The organism is Rhizobium leguminosarum (genome assembly GCF_004123835.1).
GTDB lineage: Bacteria > Pseudomonadota > Alphaproteobacteria > Rhizobiales > Rhizobiaceae > Rhizobium > Rhizobium leguminosarum_M.
Window position 1 is genome coordinate 386,807 of the sequence record NZ_MZMU01000010.1, and the last position, 14,854, is coordinate 401,660.

Annotated in this window: 16 protein-coding genes; 6 read left to right on the forward strand and 10 right to left on the reverse strand. The window is 61.9% G+C overall.

What is annotated here, in order from left to right; translation table 11 throughout:
• Positions 1-25 precede the first annotated feature (25 nt).
• Complete coding sequence (locus B5P46_RS15255) at positions 26-208, forward strand: hypothetical protein (RefSeq protein ID WP_027687741.1); 183 nt, start codon at positions 26-28, stop codon at positions 206-208.
• 332 nt (positions 209-540) lie between these two features.
• On the opposite strand, the gene B5P46_RS15260 is transcribed toward B5P46_RS15255, so the two are convergent.
• From B5P46_RS15260 to B5P46_RS15270, 3 genes are read right to left on the reverse strand one after another with little or no spacing between them, the layout of a single operon-like run.
• Positions 541-1,161 carry a glutathione S-transferase family protein gene (locus B5P46_RS15260; protein ID WP_206735357.1) on the reverse strand — a complete coding sequence of 207 codons (621 nt, stop codon included), beginning with the start codon at positions 1,159-1,161 and terminating at the stop codon, positions 541-543.
• Positions 1,154-1,639 carry an SRPBCC family protein gene (locus tag B5P46_RS15265; RefSeq protein WP_129419384.1) on the reverse strand — a complete coding sequence of 162 codons (486 nt, stop codon included), beginning with the start codon at positions 1,637-1,639 and terminating at the stop codon, positions 1,154-1,156. Before B5P46_RS15265 ends, B5P46_RS15260 begins: the two co-directional genes overlap by 8 nt.
• On the reverse strand, positions 1,620-1,964 hold the full coding sequence (locus B5P46_RS15270) for an ArsR/SmtB family transcription factor (RefSeq protein ID WP_028756051.1): 345 nt from the start codon (positions 1,962-1,964) through the stop codon (positions 1,620-1,622). Before B5P46_RS15270 ends, B5P46_RS15265 begins: the two co-directional genes overlap by 20 nt.
• 518 nt (positions 1,965-2,482) lie before the next feature.
• On the opposite strand from B5P46_RS15270, the gene B5P46_RS15275 reads away from it, so the two are divergent.
• Positions 2,483-2,743, forward strand: coding sequence for a DUF982 domain-containing protein (locus tag B5P46_RS15275; protein WP_129419385.1), 261 nt, complete (start codon positions 2,483-2,485; stop codon positions 2,741-2,743).
• A gap of 288 nt (positions 2,744-3,031) precedes the next feature.
• Positions 3,032-3,733 carry a DUF899 family protein gene (locus tag B5P46_RS15280; protein ID WP_129419386.1) on the forward strand — a complete coding sequence of 234 codons (702 nt, stop codon included), beginning with the start codon at positions 3,032-3,034 and terminating at the stop codon, positions 3,731-3,733.
• Between the two features lie 14 nt (positions 3,734-3,747).
• Here B5P46_RS15280 and B5P46_RS15285 read toward each other — a convergent pair whose 3' ends face one another.
• The 6 genes from B5P46_RS15285 to hutI all read right to left on the reverse strand — a co-directional run bounded on the left by B5P46_RS15285 (position 3,748) and on the right by hutI (position 10,632).
• Entirely contained in the window at positions 3,748-4,377 is a 630-nt protein-coding gene (locus B5P46_RS15285) for a J domain-containing protein (protein WP_129419387.1), read from the reverse strand.
• A gap of 175 nt (positions 4,378-4,552) precedes the next feature.
• The gene (locus B5P46_RS15290) at positions 4,553-5,128 is read right to left on the reverse strand and encodes a HutD/Ves family protein (protein WP_129419388.1); all 576 of its coding nucleotides are present in this window, start codon (positions 5,126-5,128) and stop codon (positions 4,553-4,555) included.
• A 5-nt stretch (positions 5,129-5,133) separates the two neighbouring features.
• Complete coding sequence (hutU, locus tag B5P46_RS15295) at positions 5,134-6,807, reverse strand: urocanate hydratase (RefSeq protein WP_129419389.1); 1,674 nt, start codon at positions 6,805-6,807, stop codon at positions 5,134-5,136.
• A gap of 24 nt (positions 6,808-6,831) precedes the next feature.
• Complete coding sequence (gene hutG / locus B5P46_RS15300) at positions 6,832-7,635, reverse strand: N-formylglutamate deformylase (RefSeq protein WP_129419390.1); 804 nt, start codon at positions 7,633-7,635, stop codon at positions 6,832-6,834.
• Between the two features lie 202 nt (positions 7,636-7,837).
• The gene (gene hutH, locus B5P46_RS15310; protein ID WP_129419391.1) at positions 7,838-9,373 is read right to left on the reverse strand and encodes a histidine ammonia-lyase; all 1,536 of its coding nucleotides are present in this window, start codon (positions 9,371-9,373) and stop codon (positions 7,838-7,840) included.
• A complete protein-coding gene (gene hutI, locus B5P46_RS15315) occupies positions 9,370-10,632 on the reverse strand; it encodes an imidazolonepropionase (RefSeq protein WP_129419392.1) in 1,263 nt (420 codons plus the stop codon). The genes hutH and hutI overlap by 4 nt, the downstream gene beginning before the upstream one ends.
• A 122-nt stretch (positions 10,633-10,754) precedes the next feature.
• Between hutI and B5P46_RS15320 the strand changes: the two genes are divergently transcribed.
• The gene (locus B5P46_RS15320; protein WP_129419393.1) at positions 10,755-12,101 is read left to right on the forward strand and encodes a formimidoylglutamate deiminase; all 1,347 of its coding nucleotides are present in this window, start codon (positions 10,755-10,757) and stop codon (positions 12,099-12,101) included.
• A gap of 60 nt (positions 12,102-12,161) precedes the next feature.
• Positions 12,162-12,884: a histidine utilization repressor gene (gene hutC / locus B5P46_RS15325; RefSeq protein ID WP_129419394.1), complete on the forward strand. Its 723-nt coding sequence runs from the start codon at positions 12,162-12,164 to the stop codon at positions 12,882-12,884.
• Positions 12,885-12,919: 35 nt separating this feature from the next.
• On the opposite strand, the gene hutC (B5P46_RS15330) is transcribed toward hutC (B5P46_RS15325), so the two are convergent.
• Positions 12,920-13,675 carry a histidine utilization repressor gene (gene hutC, locus B5P46_RS15330; RefSeq protein ID WP_011654961.1) on the reverse strand — a complete coding sequence of 252 codons (756 nt, stop codon included), beginning with the start codon at positions 13,673-13,675 and terminating at the stop codon, positions 12,920-12,922.
• Positions 13,676-13,871: 196 nt separating this feature from the next.
• Here hutC (B5P46_RS15330) and B5P46_RS15335 point away from each other — a divergent pair, with 196 nt between their 5' ends.
• Positions 13,872-14,714 carry a transporter substrate-binding domain-containing protein gene (locus tag B5P46_RS15335; protein ID WP_129419395.1) on the forward strand — a complete coding sequence of 281 codons (843 nt, stop codon included), beginning with the start codon at positions 13,872-13,874 and terminating at the stop codon, positions 14,712-14,714.
• Positions 14,715-14,854 lie beyond the last annotated feature (140 nt).

The following is a 14,854-nucleotide window of genomic DNA, read 5'->3' on the forward strand; positions in this document are numbered from 1 at the left end:
CTTCTTCCTGGAAAGGAGACTGACAATGTCGACGAATGATCAAAACGTAAAGCCCGAGCAGCGGCGCCCCAAAGATGTCGGCGCCGTTCCCGACAAGCCGGAGCCCGCAGACGCAGAATCGATGGCGCCGCCGGCGGTGCAGCCGGCTGGGGTCAGGGACAAAAGCGAACGACCTGTGGTCAATCCGATCACCGGGGTCGCCTCCTGATCGACTAGGGTCAATTGTCGTGCAAAACCGCAGAACCGCCTCTTGAAACCCCGGCGGAAAGGGTCCATATACCCGTCCTGCCTGAAAAATGGATGCGCGCGGTATCGACGTCGTCGAACTGTTCGTTGTCCGACAGGATAAGGGCGCTCCCCGCAAGGGTCGAGCGCCCTTTTTGCTTTACAGCCCTTGCGCATATCACCGCTTTCGTCTTGTCGTTTGATGGCGGAAGGGATTCCAGCGGCGGAGAAGCGAGGCCCCGTGGAGCGAATTACCGGCAAAACTTGTAGAAATGTGGGCGGAAATAATAAGCACGGAACAGCGGCCGCACCTTGCTACGCCGGGAAAGGGTTTCGCCACGCATCTAGTTGTTCAAGCCGTTCGTACCACGCCTGTATATGCGTAAACTCGGAAAGTGGAATCTCAGCAGAAGTCGCATAAGGAAGTGCAGCGGCCAATGCGAAATCTGCCACAGTCAGTGTCTTCCCGACCGCGACGCTGTTGGTGGCCAAATGGTCGTCGAGCACGCGAGCATGTAGTCGGAAGCTCGTCTTCGCATCTTCGATCACGGCGACGTCAGGCTCCCCGCCGAACAACGGCTTGATCAAGGTTTCAAACCACAGCGTTGCCCCGTGCTGGGTGAAATGACTGGCATCCCAACTCAACCAGCGCAGCACGTCGATCTGCCGGTGGTCATGCGGCCAAAAATCCGATTCGACGCTGTCAGACAGCCTGCACATGATGGCGTTCGCTTCCCATAAAGTTCCGGCATCATCCTGCAGCACCGGGACTTTCCCGTTCGGGTTAAGCGCCAGGAATTCTGCGGTGCGCTGTTCTCCGCTTGCCAGGTCAACCCTGACGAACTCGACGTCGGCTTTGAGAAAACGAGCGGCGGCGCAGGCCTTCCGGGGATTGAGCGTCTCGCAATAATAGAGCTTCATCGCCGCCTTACGCATGATCCGGCCCTTCGGATGTAGCCCCCAGAAAAACGCCCAGTCGCTCGAAGCTTTGCGACCAACCAACTTCATGACCCTTAAGTGATGATGCGTTTTCAAATCCACTTTGCCGAAACGTCATTTCCGTTCCTCCGTCGCTTTCCTTTAACGTGATGGTGACGACTGTTTCCGGGCTTTTTTCGCCGGTTCCGATCTCCCAGGCATGTGTGAAGACAAGCCTGTGCGGAGGCTTGACCTCAAGGTATTTTCCGCTAACCCAGTGCTCCTCTCCATCTGGCGCTATCAGACAGGCGCGGTGTCTACCGCCGGGCCAGACTTCAAGCTGGTCGCCCACCGCCTTGAAACCGTGAGGACCGCTCCATTGCGCTAGCGCTTTCGGGTCGGTCCATGCTTTGAAAACGAGATCGCATGGGGCATCGAACCTTCGTACAAAAACCAGATCGCGGGCGTTGTCAGTATCAGTCTCCGGATTTGTCATCTTCGTATCCTTGTACCTTGGACAAATAGCCATCGAGACGATCAAAGCTCTGATCCCAGAAGCGTCTGTAATCGCCAATCCAATCAGAGATTTTCTTCAATGCGTCCGGCTCAAGTTCGCGGGGACGCGAAGTCGCTTCACGGCCGGAGCGGATCAATCCGGCCTGTTCCAGGACCTTGAGATGCTTTGAAATGGCAGGCTGAGACAACTCGAAGGGATCTGCGAGTTCGGCCACGGTCGCCTTGCCGTGAGCAAGCCGCCCAAGAATTGCTCTCCTTGTTGGATCTGAGAGTGCGGAGAAAATCGCATCGAGGCTGCTTTTCATATATCACCACATGGCTATATAACCGTATAGATATATTGTTTATCGCGACGTGTCAAAGGCAATCTTGCGGTAGGTTGGCAACTACGGGAAAGAGACTCATGCATTGGCAACAGAGCGGGAAGTCCCGCGTCTGTCGTGCCGGAGCAGGAGGCGACTACGGGATCTCTTTTTGCCGCTCTGCTGGTGAAGTGTTTCCGGTTGCAGAGGCACACCGCGTTCGCTGATACCGCCGCGGATCAGTTGGAGTTGCGGAGGCAGAAGACCGGGGAGGACGTCTGGCATAAAGATGTCGGCGGCTTTGGTGGCTTCAGCATGGCGGGTAATGAGGCCGGCAACCGTTTCCCTGCCAACAGGTGCCCATGCTGACGCGGGCGATGCTGAGGCGACTAAAGCGCCCTTTAACAAATGTTCTCCTTTCCATTATGCGGCCGCCGAAACGAGCTTCGGCACGCCTGCGAAGATCACGGAACGGTTCTTGCACGGTTACTAATATGTTTACCGTGGGGAGACCTAATGTCATGAATTGGCACACATCCGGAGAGTTTGCCCCTCTGATGCTCGTTGTGAATGGGCCGGAAAAATACAAGCTTGTCGCAACCCTTTGCCAGGCTGCCGAGATGCTGACAGTTGGCTGGCCGATCGACGACGGAGAAGAATATCTTATAGCGATTAGGGCGTGCCGAAATGCAATTCATGGGGAAATTCCGGCTCAGGACGCGCGGGCAGCGCTTATCCGTGCCGCCGACGAAGCTGGCATTCCGGTGATCACCGTTCACTGAGTTTCGCAGCCGACGGTGATTTGAGTTCACGGGCTCCTTCATGATACAGCACTCTGGTTCCGCTGCATGCGCAGGTCAATGAGCGGCTGGGTTCGATGATCCGCATTTCGGAACGCGCGATCTTCTGCTTGGCTTTGGCGATCCGGGCGCCTAGCCCGCCAAAGCGCGGGGCGAATATCTTCCGTCGGCTCTGTCGATTTTCGCATCAGCCGATCGTCCTTGCAATGATGTGCTGCGACCCGGTCGTGGCTTCAGCACGTCCTAAGGCAATAGAAGGAGGATATCGTCATGGATAATCAGCATCTGATACCCGCCGCCATGCTTGCGGCCAAGAACGGCGTCCGGTTTCCCAATGAGAGTGAGGAATATCGCATCGCGCGCGACGCGCTGCTCGCCGAAGAGATCGAATTGCGCCGGCACATCGAGCGCGTGGCGAAACAGCGTCGGGCGCTGCCGCCGGGCGGCGAAGTGACGAAGGACTATCGCTTCGAGGGCGCCGGCGGACCGATATCCCTGACCGAACTCTTTGCCGACAAGGACGCGCTGATCGTCTACAGCTATATGTTCGGCCCGGAACGCGAGCGCCCATGCCCGATGTGCACTTCGCTGCTGTCGGCCTGGGACGGCGAGGTGCCTGACATCCAGCAGCGCGCCGCCCTTGCCGTCGTCGCGCTGTCGCCGATCGGCAGGCTGCTCGCCTTCAAGAAAGAGCGCGGCTGGCACCACCTGCCGCTCTATTCCGACACGACGGGCGATTACAGCCGCGACTACCACGCCATCGGCAGGGGCGGCGGCGATGACGCAGCCTACAATGTCTTCACGCGCCGCGACGGCACCATCCGCCATTTCTGGAGCCAGGAAATGGGCGACGTGACGTCCGATCCCGGCGAGGATCCTCGCGGCGCCCCCGACCTGATGCCGCTCTGGACCGTGATCGACACGACGCCGGAGGGCCGGGCGCCGGACTGGTATCCGAAGCTGTCCTATTGAGGCCGGCCGCTGCGTCAGCCGGTCGAGCGGTTTCTTGAGGCCTCGACCCATTCGATGCTGGTGACCGCGGCATCCGGCAGCGGCGGCGGATCGATGTCGTAGACATAGCCGCTGAGCATGTCGGCGGCGCGTTCCGTCGCCTTGATCTTCGCCTCGGTTTCCGCGACCGCCTTGGAGATCGCCTCGATGCGGGCGCGGAACATGTGGGCGAGCACATCGCGGCCGGACTGTTTTTCGAGCCGTTCCAGATGCAGGCCGATGCGCGAGGCGTGGCGCTCGAGCTCGCTCTTGCTGAAACGCGCCTTGCGCAGTTCTTCGGAAAGGCTGTCCTGCATGACGGCGACGGGATCGAAACTTCCGGGTGCGCGCTCGTCGAGGACCGCATCGGTGACGAGCTTCTCGATCATCACGAGCGCTTGCAATTCGGCCGCATCGGCGAATTCGACATCGTAACCGGTATCGTCGTAGACCTTGCGCCGGACCGGATCGAGAAGCAGCCCATAGGCTTTCTGCAGAGTGGCAAAGGCTTCCGAATCACCACCCGAATCGGGGTGGGCAACCTTCGCCAGGCGCCGATAGGCGGCCTTCAGCTGCGCCTCGTCCGCATCGCGTTCAACGCCGAGAATATCGTATGGATCCGTCACGCCTGCTCCCTTGCTCCCCGGCACGTTGCGGGCAGTCTAGGTCTTCTTCTGCATCAGAAGGGCGAAGTTTAGACCGAAACGAGGAATGACGTCCATGGCCCGAGATGGCGATGGTTTATGCGGATGCTTCGCCAAATCCTCGATTGTTTAATGTTTTCAATTCGTTGTTCGAAGATCAGCCTGTGGTGACCGAGGCGAGATAAGATTTGGCTTCGCCATCGATTTCCAGCACGGTTGCGGCCGCGTCCTCGATCAGCAGCGCATCGCCGGCCGCAAGCGCGCCGTTCTTGCCGTCCCGCCGGAATGAGAGTGTGCCGCGATGGCAGAGGAACAGGCATGTCGAGGGCGGCAGCGGCACGGTCTTGCTGCCATCGACGTCGATGCGGATCAGCGTATGGGCGAGCCCGACACGGCGCGTCATGACGTTGAGATCGGTGATCGCTCCGTCCTGGAGCCTGGCCGCGACGGCGATATCCGCCGGGAAGGCCAGGGGTTCGCTTGCCGTTGTCAGCAGCACCGGCAAGCTGCCTGCGACATCGAGTACCATGCCGTTGCCATCGAGGATCGCCAGCGTCCGGTCGATGCCGGGAAAGATCGAAAACGGGCCGTCCTCTGCGACCGTCGCCATGCTGATGCGCCAGTCGAAGTCGTTGATCGCAGCGCCGGGTGGAAAGACGGCGATCTCCACCGTCTCTCCCTTGCCGTTTTTCCAGGGCATGCGTTTGTGATCGCCGACGCGCAGGATCCTCATGGGGCTCAGTTCCCGAGAATGCCGGGCAGGCGCAGGCCCTTTTCTTTGGCGCAGTCGATGGCGATCTCGTAACCGGCATCGGCGTGGCGCATGACGCCGGTCGCCGGGTCGTTCCAGAGCACGCGCTCGAGGCGTCTTGCGGCATCGTCCGTGCCATCGGCGCAGATGACCATGCCCGAATGCTGCGAGAAGCCCATGCCGACGCCGCCGCCGTGATGCAGCGACACCCAGGTGGCGCCGGAGGCGGTGTTGAGCAGGGCATTGAGCAGCGGCCAGTCGGAAACGGCGTCGGAGCCGTCCTTCATCGCTTCGGTCTCGCGGTTCGGCGAAGCGACGGAGCCGGAGTCCAGATGGTCGCGGCCGATGACGATCGGGGCGGAGAGTTCGCCTGTTCTCACCATCTCGTTGAAGGCGAGACCGAGCTTGTGGCGGTCGCCCAAGCCTACCCAGCAGATGCGCGCCGGCAGGCCCTGAAAGGCGATGCGCTCCCTGGCCATGTCGAGCCAATGGTGCAGATGCTTGTTGTCAGGGAGCAATTCCTTCACCTTGGCATCGGTCTTGTAGATATCCTCCGGGTTGCCGGAAAGGGTTGCCCAGCGGAAGGGGCCGATGCCGCGGCAAAACAGCGGGCGGATATAGGCCGGCACGAAGCCCGGGAAGGCGAAGGCGTTTTCGAGGCCTTCGTCCTTGGCGACCTGACGGATATTGTTGCCGTAATCGAGCGTCGGCACGCCGGCATTCCAGAAGGCGATCATCGCTTCGACATGTTCACGCATCGAGGCGCGCGCCGCTTTTTCCACAGCCTTCGGATCGCTTTCGCGCTTCGCCTTCCATTCGGCCATCGTCCAGCCCTTCGGCAGGTAGCCGTTGATCGGGTCGTGCGCCGAGGTCTGGTCGGTGACGATATCGGGGCGGATGCCGCGGCGGACCATCTCCGGCAGGATTTCGGCGGCATTGCCGAGCAGGCCGACGGATTTCGCCTCGCCGGCCTTGGTCCAGCGGTCGATCATCTCAAGCGCTTCATCGAGCGTCTCGGCCTTGGCGTCGACATAGCGGGTCCGCAGGCGGAAATCGATCGAGTCGGGATTGCATTCGACGGCGAGGCAGCAGGCGCCCGCCATGACTGCGGCGAGCGGCTGGGCGCCGCCCATGCCGCCGAGGCCGCCGGTCAGGATCCATTTGCCCTTGAGATCGCCGCCGTAATGCTGGCGGCCGGCCTCGACGAAGGTCTCGTAGGTGCCCTGGACGATGCCCTGCGTGCCGATATAGATCCACGAGCCGGCCGTCATCTGGCCGTACATGGCAAGGCCCTTCTTATCCAGCTCGTTGAAATGATCCCAGGTCGCCCAGTGCGGTACGAGGTTGGAATTGGCGATCAGCACCCGCGGCGCATCCTTGTGGGTGCGGAATACGCCGACCGGCTTGCCGGATTGGACGACCAGCGTTTCTTCTTCCGTCAACGTCTTCAGCGTTGCGACGATGCGGTCGAAATCCTCCCAGGTGCGGGCGGCGCGGCCGATGCCGCCGTAGACGACGAGCTCGTTCGGATTTTCGGCGACGTCGGGGTCGAGATTGTTCATCAGCATGCGCAGCGGCGCTTCGGTCATCCAGCTCTTGGCATTGAGATCGTTGCCGCGGGGTGCGCGGATTTCGCGGATATTGTGGCGTGGATTGTTCATGGCGGTTCCCCTGTCGAGAGATCGTTATCGTTTCAGGCCTGGCGCAATCTGTTCGATGCGCACCAGAATGTTTTTGAGATGAACGCGAAGTTTGCCTGCCTTGGCGGCGTCGTAGGCAAAGGGCGCAGTCTCGGTCTGGAGATGGGTCGATTGTGCGAGCTCCATCTGGATCGCGTGCACACCAGTGTCGGGCCGACCATAGTGGCGTGTCGTCCAGCCGCCCTTGAAGCGGCCATTGAGCACGCCGTCGTAGCCTTCGGCGGCTTCGACGACGGTCAGCGTCGCCTGCTCGATCGCGCTGTCGCAGGTCTTGCCCATATCGGTGCCGATATTGAAATCCGGCAGCTTGCCTTCGAAGAGAAAGGGAATGTGCGACCGGATCGAGTGGCAGTCGTAGAGGATTGCGACGCCATGGATTGCTCTCACGCGCTCGATCTCGGCGGCAAGGGCGGCATGATAGGGGGCATGAAAGTCCCGCAGCCGCGCCGCGATGTCGGCCTCATCAGGCGCCTGCCCATCCTTCCAGATCGCCTTGCCGTCGAAATCCGTCTGGGGAACGAGGCCGGTGGTGTTCTGGCCGGGATAGAGGCTGACGCCTTGGGGATCGCGGTTGGCGTCGATCACGTAGCGGTGGAAGGTGGCGCGCACCACCGTGACATTGTCGAGCAGGCCGTCGTAGAGGTGGTGGATGTGCCAGTCGGTGTCGGCGAGGATGCGGCCGTTGTCGTTGAGGCGGTCGGCGATCTCAGGTGGCACGTCGGTGCCGGTATGGGGGAAGCCGAGGATGATGGGGGAGGTGCCCCGCGTTATTTCGTATGGGGTGGTCATGGGCAGAGCGCTCCGGCGTTTGGGGCGTTACCCCCCTCTGCCCTGCCGGACATCTCCCCCACAAGGGGGGAGATCAGCTGGGCGGACCCGCTTGTTCCAACATCAATTGTCTGGGGAGATTCCATCTGCGAGTCGATCTCCCCCCTTGTGGGGGAGATGCCCGGCAGGGCAGAGGGGGGTACCAAGTGCAGAACCATCACGATCAACCCTCCAGAACCGGCAGAATACCATTCGAAACCGAGGCGTTCAGCGCGCCCGTCGCCACCAGGTCGGCGGCGGCGGCGAGGTCGTTTGCCATATAGCGGTCAACGTCGAGGCTCGGAACTTTGGTGCGGATCGTGGCGATCGCCCTGCCGAGTTCCGGGCTGGTCGACAGCGGCGCGCGCAGTTCGACGCCTTGGGCGGCAGTCAGCGCCTCGATGCCGATGATGCCGAACAGGTTCTCGGTCATGCCGAGCAGGCGGCGGGCGCCGTGGCAGGCCATCGAGACGTGATCTTCCTGGTTGGCCGAGGTCGGCGTTGAATCGACCGAGGCCGGATGCGACATCTGCTTGTTTTCCGACATCAGCGCCGCCGAGGTGACCTCGGCGATCATCAGGCCGGAGTTCAGGCCCGGCTTCTTAGCGAGAAAGGCCGGCAGCCCGTAGGAGAGGGTGGGATCGACCAGCAGTGCGATCCGGCGCTGCGAAATCGCGCCGATCTCGCAGACGGCGAGCGCGATCTGGTCGGCGGCGAAGGCGACGGGTTCGGCGTGGAAATTGCCGCCGGAGACAACGGAATTGTCCGACAGCACCAGCGGATTGTCGGTGACCGCATTGGCCTCGATCTCGAGCGTGCGGGCAACCGAGCGCAACAGATCGAGGCAGGCGCCGTCGACCTGCGGCTGGCAGCGGATGCAATAGGGATCCTGCACACGCTCGTCGCCCTCGATATGGCTCTGGCGAATGATCGAGTTTTCGAGCAGGGCGCGAAGCGCGGCCGCCGTGTCGATCTGGCCCCTATGGCCACGCAATGTGTGAATATCCGGATGAAAGGGCGCCGAAGAGCCCATGGCGGCGTCGGTGGACATCGCGCCGGTGATCAGGGCCGCCTGCGCGGCGCGATGGGCGCGGAAGAGGCCGGCGAGCGCAAGCGCCGTCGAGGTCTGGGTGCCGTTGATCAGCGCCAGGCCCTCCTTGGCGGCGAGCACCACTGGTTTGAGGCCGGCCCTTTCGAGGGCTTCAGCGCCCGAGAGGCGTTCGCCGGCGAAGAAGGCTTCGGCCTCGCCCATCATCACCGCCGCCATATGGGCAAGGGGCGCAAGATCGCCGGAGGCGCCGACCGAGCCCTTTTCCGGAATCAGCGGGATGACGCCCTTTTCCAGCATGCCTTCGATCAGCCGCACCAGCTCCAGCCGCACGCCGGAGGCGCCGCGCCCGAGCGAGACCAGCTTCAGTGCCATGATCAGCCGCACGATATTCTCAGGCAGCGGCCCGCCGACGCCGCAGCAATGCGACAGAATGAGGTTGCGCTGCAAAGTTGTCACATCGGCGCTGTCGATCTTGATCGAGGCGAGTTTGCCGAAGCCGGTATTGATGCCGTAGACCGGCGCATTGCCGGCAGCGATCTCGGCGATGCGGGCGGCGGCCTTGGCGATACCGGCGTCGAAAGCGGGATCGAGCCTTGCCGGCACACCGGTCCAGTAGATGATTTCCAAATCGTTGAGCGAGACGGAGCCCGGGTGGAGCGTGATGGTCATCGGCCGTTCCTTTCGCCCTTGAAGACGCGTGTGTGAAGCGGATTGAAGCCGATGCGGTAGACGAGCTCGGCGAGGCTTTCGATATTCCAGATGGCGAGATCGGCGGATTTGCCGGGTTCGAGCGTTCCTGTCTTGTCGAGCAGACCGAGCGCGCGGGCGCCTTCGCGGGTGGCGCCGGCGACGCATTCCTCGACGGTGAGGCCGAAAAGCGTCGCCGACATGTTCATGGTGAGCAGCATCGAGGTGAGCGGCGAGGTGCCGGGATTGCAATCGGTGGCGATCGCGATCGGCACGCCTGCCCGTCGCAGCGCCTCTACCGGCGGCTTCTGCTTTTCATGGATGGCGTAGAAGGCGCCGGGCAGGAGCACGGCGACGGTGCCGGCTGCGGCCATCGCCGCAACGCCATCTTCGTCGAGATATTCGAGGTGATCGGCTGAAAGTGCGTCATAGGATGCGGCGAGCCTGGCGCCGCCGAGATTGGAGAGCTGCTCGGCATGCAGCTTGACCGGCAGGCCAAGCGCTTTGGCCTTGTCGAAGACGCGGGCGATCTCGGTCGTGGAAAAAGCGATGCCCTCGCAGAAGCCGTCGACGGCATCGGCAAGACCGAGGCCATGCATGTCGTCGAGACCGGGCAGCACGACATCATCGAGATAATCGCCGTTGCGACCCTTATATTCCACAGGTGTCGCATGCGCGCCGAGATAGCTGGTGGCGACGCGGACCGGACGGATATGGCCGAGCAGGCGGGCGCTCTGCAGCATCTTCACTTCACCGGTCCGGTTCAGCCCGTAGCCGGATTTGATCTCGATCGTGGTCACGCCTTCGGCAAGCAGCGTGTCGAGCCGCGGCAGAGCCTCGGCGACAAGCTCCTCGACCGACAGCGCATTGGTCGCCTTCACCGAAGAGACGATGCCGCCGCCGGCGCGTGCGACCTCCTCATAGGTCGCGCCTGCAAGGCGCATTTCGAACTCGCGGGCGCGGTTGCCGCCGTGAACGATATGGGTGTGGCAGTCGACGAGACCGGGCGTTACCCAGCGGCCTTCGAGATCGACAATGTCGGAATGTTCGATGGCCGATGCCGGCAGGTCGCTTTCGGCGCCGGCAAAGGTGATGCGGCCGTTTTCGATCAGCACGGCGCCCTTTTCGACGATACCAAGCCCTGCTTGCGTCGGCGCCAGCGTGGCCAGCCGCGCATTGCGCCAAAGCACTGGGCGGGCTTTTGCGGACGAGGTTTCCTCTGAAAAAATGTTCCCGGTCATCAGCTTTGCGCCTTTCCTTATGCCAAAACATGTATATACATAATCGACAGGTGACAAGAGAAATGTTGTGCGCTTTTCTGGAAAAGAAAGATCGGCGGCACGGCAAGAGGAGAGGGAAGGTCATGACCACACTTCACGCAGACACGGCGCTTACGCCGCAAGGCTGGCAGAAGGATGTGCGGCTGACGCTTGAAGCCGGGCGCATCGCGCGGGTCGAAATCGGCACTGCTCCCGAACCCGGCGATGAACGCCACGCTCTCCTCCTTCCCGCCATGGCGAACCTGCACAGCCATGCCTTCCAGCGGGCGATGGCCGGCCTTGCGGAAGTGCGCGGCCCGGCAAATGACAGCTTCTGGAGCTGGCGCACGGTGATGTATAAATTTGCCCTGGCGATGACGCCGGAGCATGTCGAGGCGGTCGCGGCCAAGCTTTATGCGGAAATGCTGGAGGCCGGTTTTTCCCGCGTCGGCGAGTTCCACTATCTCCACCACGACAGGGATGGCGGCACTTACGCCAATATCGCCGAGCTTGCTGAACGCATCGGCGCGGCAAGCGAAGAGACCGGTATTGGCCTGACGCTGCTGCCGGTCTTTTATGCCCATTCCGGTTTCGGCGGAGCTGCCCCCATCGACGGCCAGCGGCGTTTCATCAATTCGCTCGAACGCTTCGAAAGGCTGATGGAGGGATGCCGGGCAGTGACCGGCCGGCTCGATGGCGCCGAGCTCGGGCTGGCGCCGCACAGCCTGCGCGCCGCAACCCCGGACGAGCTCACACGGCTCGTGCCGATGGCGGGCGACGGTCCCATCCATATTCATGTCGCCGAGCAGGTGAAGGAGGTCGAGGACTGCATCGCCTGGTCCGGCGCGCGGCCAGTGGAATGGCTCCTCGATCATGCGCCTGTGGATGAGCGCTGGTGCCTGATCCATGCGACGCACATGACCGAGGACGAAACGCGGCGGATGGCGAAAAGCGGCGCGATCGCCGGCCTCTGCCCAATCACCGAAGCCAATCTCGGCGACGGCGCTTTTGCCGCGCCGCTCTTTCTCGAAGAGGGCGGGCGTTACGGTATCGGTTCGGATTCCAACGTGTTGATCTCTGTGCCGGAGGAACTGCGCCAGCTCGAATATTCGCAGCGCCTGGCGCTTCGCGCCCGCAACGTCGTCGCAGCACCCGGCGGTTCGACGGCGCTTTCGCTATTCAGCCAAGCGCTTGCCGGCGGCGGTGCCGCATTGAAAGCACCGGCAGGCCTCGTCGAGGGCCATCACGCCGATATTGTTTCGCTCGATGCCACGGCCATTCCCTACCTCACGGGCGACCAGATCCTCGATCACTGGCTGTTTGCAGGCGGCATTTCCGTCGATTGCGTCTGGGCCCGCGGCCGCAAGCAGGTTAAGGGCGGTCGCCATCTCAAGCGCGACGCCATCGACCGGCGTTTTCTGGCTGTCATGGGTGAATTGCTGGCCGCCTGAAAAAGAGCTTTTCCTATCCGGACATTCGAATTAGAGCGGGAGACCAATCGGAACGTGTCGATGAACCAAAGCAGGGATCCCACCTTGCATCAGCGCATCCTCAGCGACATCGAGGGTCGTATCGTCTCGGGCGATTGGCCGCCGGGGCACCGCATTCCCTTCGAGGTCGATCTCGCCACGCAGTATGACTGCTCGCGCATGACGGTGAACAAGGTGCTGACCCAGCTCGCCAAGGCCGGCCTTATCGAGCGCCGCAAGAAGTCCGGCAGCTTCGTCACCCAGCCGCAGGCGCAATCGGCCATTCTCGAAATCCACGATATCAAGGCCGAGGTGCAGTCGCTGAACCTGCCCTATTCCTATGCGGTTTTGAAGAAGACCAGCCGCAAAGCCAAGGCGGATGACAGTCGAAGGCTGGAACTGCCGGTCGCCTCATCGGTCGTCGAGGTCGTCTGCATTCACAATGCCGGCATGCGGCCCTTCTGTCTGGAGGAGCGGCTGATCAGCCTTGCGACGGTTCCTGAAGCCGCCGATGCCGATTTCCTGACGATGGCGCCGGGTCCGTGGCTGCTCAACCAGGTGCCGTGGAGCACGGCCGAACACCGCATCCATGCCGTCTCCGCCAATGCCGAAGTGGCCGCCGTCCTCGATATAGCGCGCAATACCGCCTGCCTCGTGGTCGAACGCCGCACCTGGAGCGGCGCCGGCCCGGTGACGCATGTGCGCTTCACCTATCCGGGCGATCGTCATGCATTGGTGGCCCGTTTCACGCCGGCATCCCAATAAGTGCCCATGTTCCATATACAACATGGGCAGTGTTTTTATTCCTCGAACATCTTGCCACTGCGCGCTTCGAGCCGGTAGCGGTGGCCGGGATAGACGAGACGGGCGGTCGAGACCACCTGCTTTGCCGACCATGTGCGCCGGCGGATCGTCAGGCACGGCTCGGTCTTCATGATGGTCAAGAGCTTGCATTCCCAGGCCTGCGGCATCGCCGCCTCGACGACATGCTCGGAGCCGCTGAGCGGGGCGGCGGCCGTCAGATAGGCGTTCGGCGTCAGCGTCGAAAAATCCTGAGCGAGATATTCTGGGGCGGCTTCCGGATGGACGAAGCGGTCCTCGATCTGCACTGGAACGCCGTTTTCGCTGTGGACGATCAGCGAGTGGAAAACCGCCGCGCCGATCGGCAATTCGAGCGCATCGGCAACCTCGGGAGAGGCGGTTTCCTGGGCGAGAACGACGACAGCGGCCTCATGGACATGGCCGCGTTCGGCGATTTCCTCGGCGATGTTGCGGACTTCGAACAGTGCCGAATAACCCTTGCGCTCGGCGACGAAGGAGCCGACGCCCTGGATGCGGATGAGTTCGCCCTCGTTGGCGAGTTCGCGCAGCGCCCGGTTGGCGGTCATCTTGCTGACGCCGAGTTCGACGACCAGCTCGTTTTCCGAGGGCACGCGGTATTTCGGCGGCCACTCGCCGCTCTGGATGCGGTCGAGGATCACCTGCTTGACGCCGGCATAGAGCGGGGTGCTGTCATTTTCCGCCAGTTCGCGCTTCATCTCGCCGGGACGTTTCATTGCCTATTCCTTTTGCACGAATGGAATTCGCCACATAATTCGACTTTCCCTCTTGCATATCACAAAATATCTCATATGGTACCATATACAACCTCCCAATCGGTCCTTTGAGAAAAATAGGACAAGAAAGGGCAAGCCGGCGAAGATCGGCCGTGGTGCCGCAAGGTCTGTTTCAACTCCAGAGGAGAATTCACAAATGAAATTCAGCGCAATCCTGCTTTGTGGCGTGGCGGCTTTTTCCGCCTTCGCCGCGCCTGCCTTTTCCAAGGACTGGACGAAGGCGACTATTACACTCGAAGGCGCCTATGCGCCCTGGAACCTCACCAATGCCGACGGCACGCTCGGCGGCTTCGAGCCGGAACTCGCCAAGGTGCTGTGCGAACGCGCCAAGATCGAATGCACGCTCGTAGCCTCCGACTGGGACGGGATGATCCCGGCGCTCAACGCCGGCAAGTTCGACGTCATCATGGATGCGCTATCGATTACCGAAGAGCGCAAGAAGATCATCGACTTCACCATTCCCTATGCCGCCACGCCCGCCGCCTTCGCCGCCGCCAAGGACAGCCCGCTGGCGAACGCCGCCGGCACCGGCGCCACGATCAAGATGACGCCCGGCCAGACCGGCGTGAAGGAGATCGACGCGCTGAAGGAAGTCTTCAAGGGCAAGACGATCGGCATTCAGGCGGCCACCGTCTACGCCAAGTTCGTCTATGACAATTTCGGCGACATCGCCGAGATCCGGGAATACAAGACCGGCGCTGATCGCGACCTCGACCTGCAGAACGGCCGTATCGACCTCGGCTTCGATGATGCCGTCTATTTCGCCAACGCGTTTAAGGCCGCCAACGACACGCTCGCCTTCACCGGCCCAGAGATCGCTGGCTCGATCTGGGGCGAGGGTGAAGGTCTCGGCCTGCGCAAGGCCGATACCGACCTGCGCGACAAGTTCAACGAGGCGATCAAGTCGACGCTTGCCGACGGCACGGTCAAGACCCTGTCGATGAAGTGGTTCAAGATGGACGTCAGCCCGCAGGAATAAGCGTTTGGGTCTTTCGGCCGCAGACACTGGTCTCCGGCTTTATCGCCGGAGACGGCATGCTCGAACAGGATGATTTTAGGCCGGATCGGCCTAAAATCTGAATCCTGTTCTAAATAAAAGAGTTAGAGCATGATGTCGTC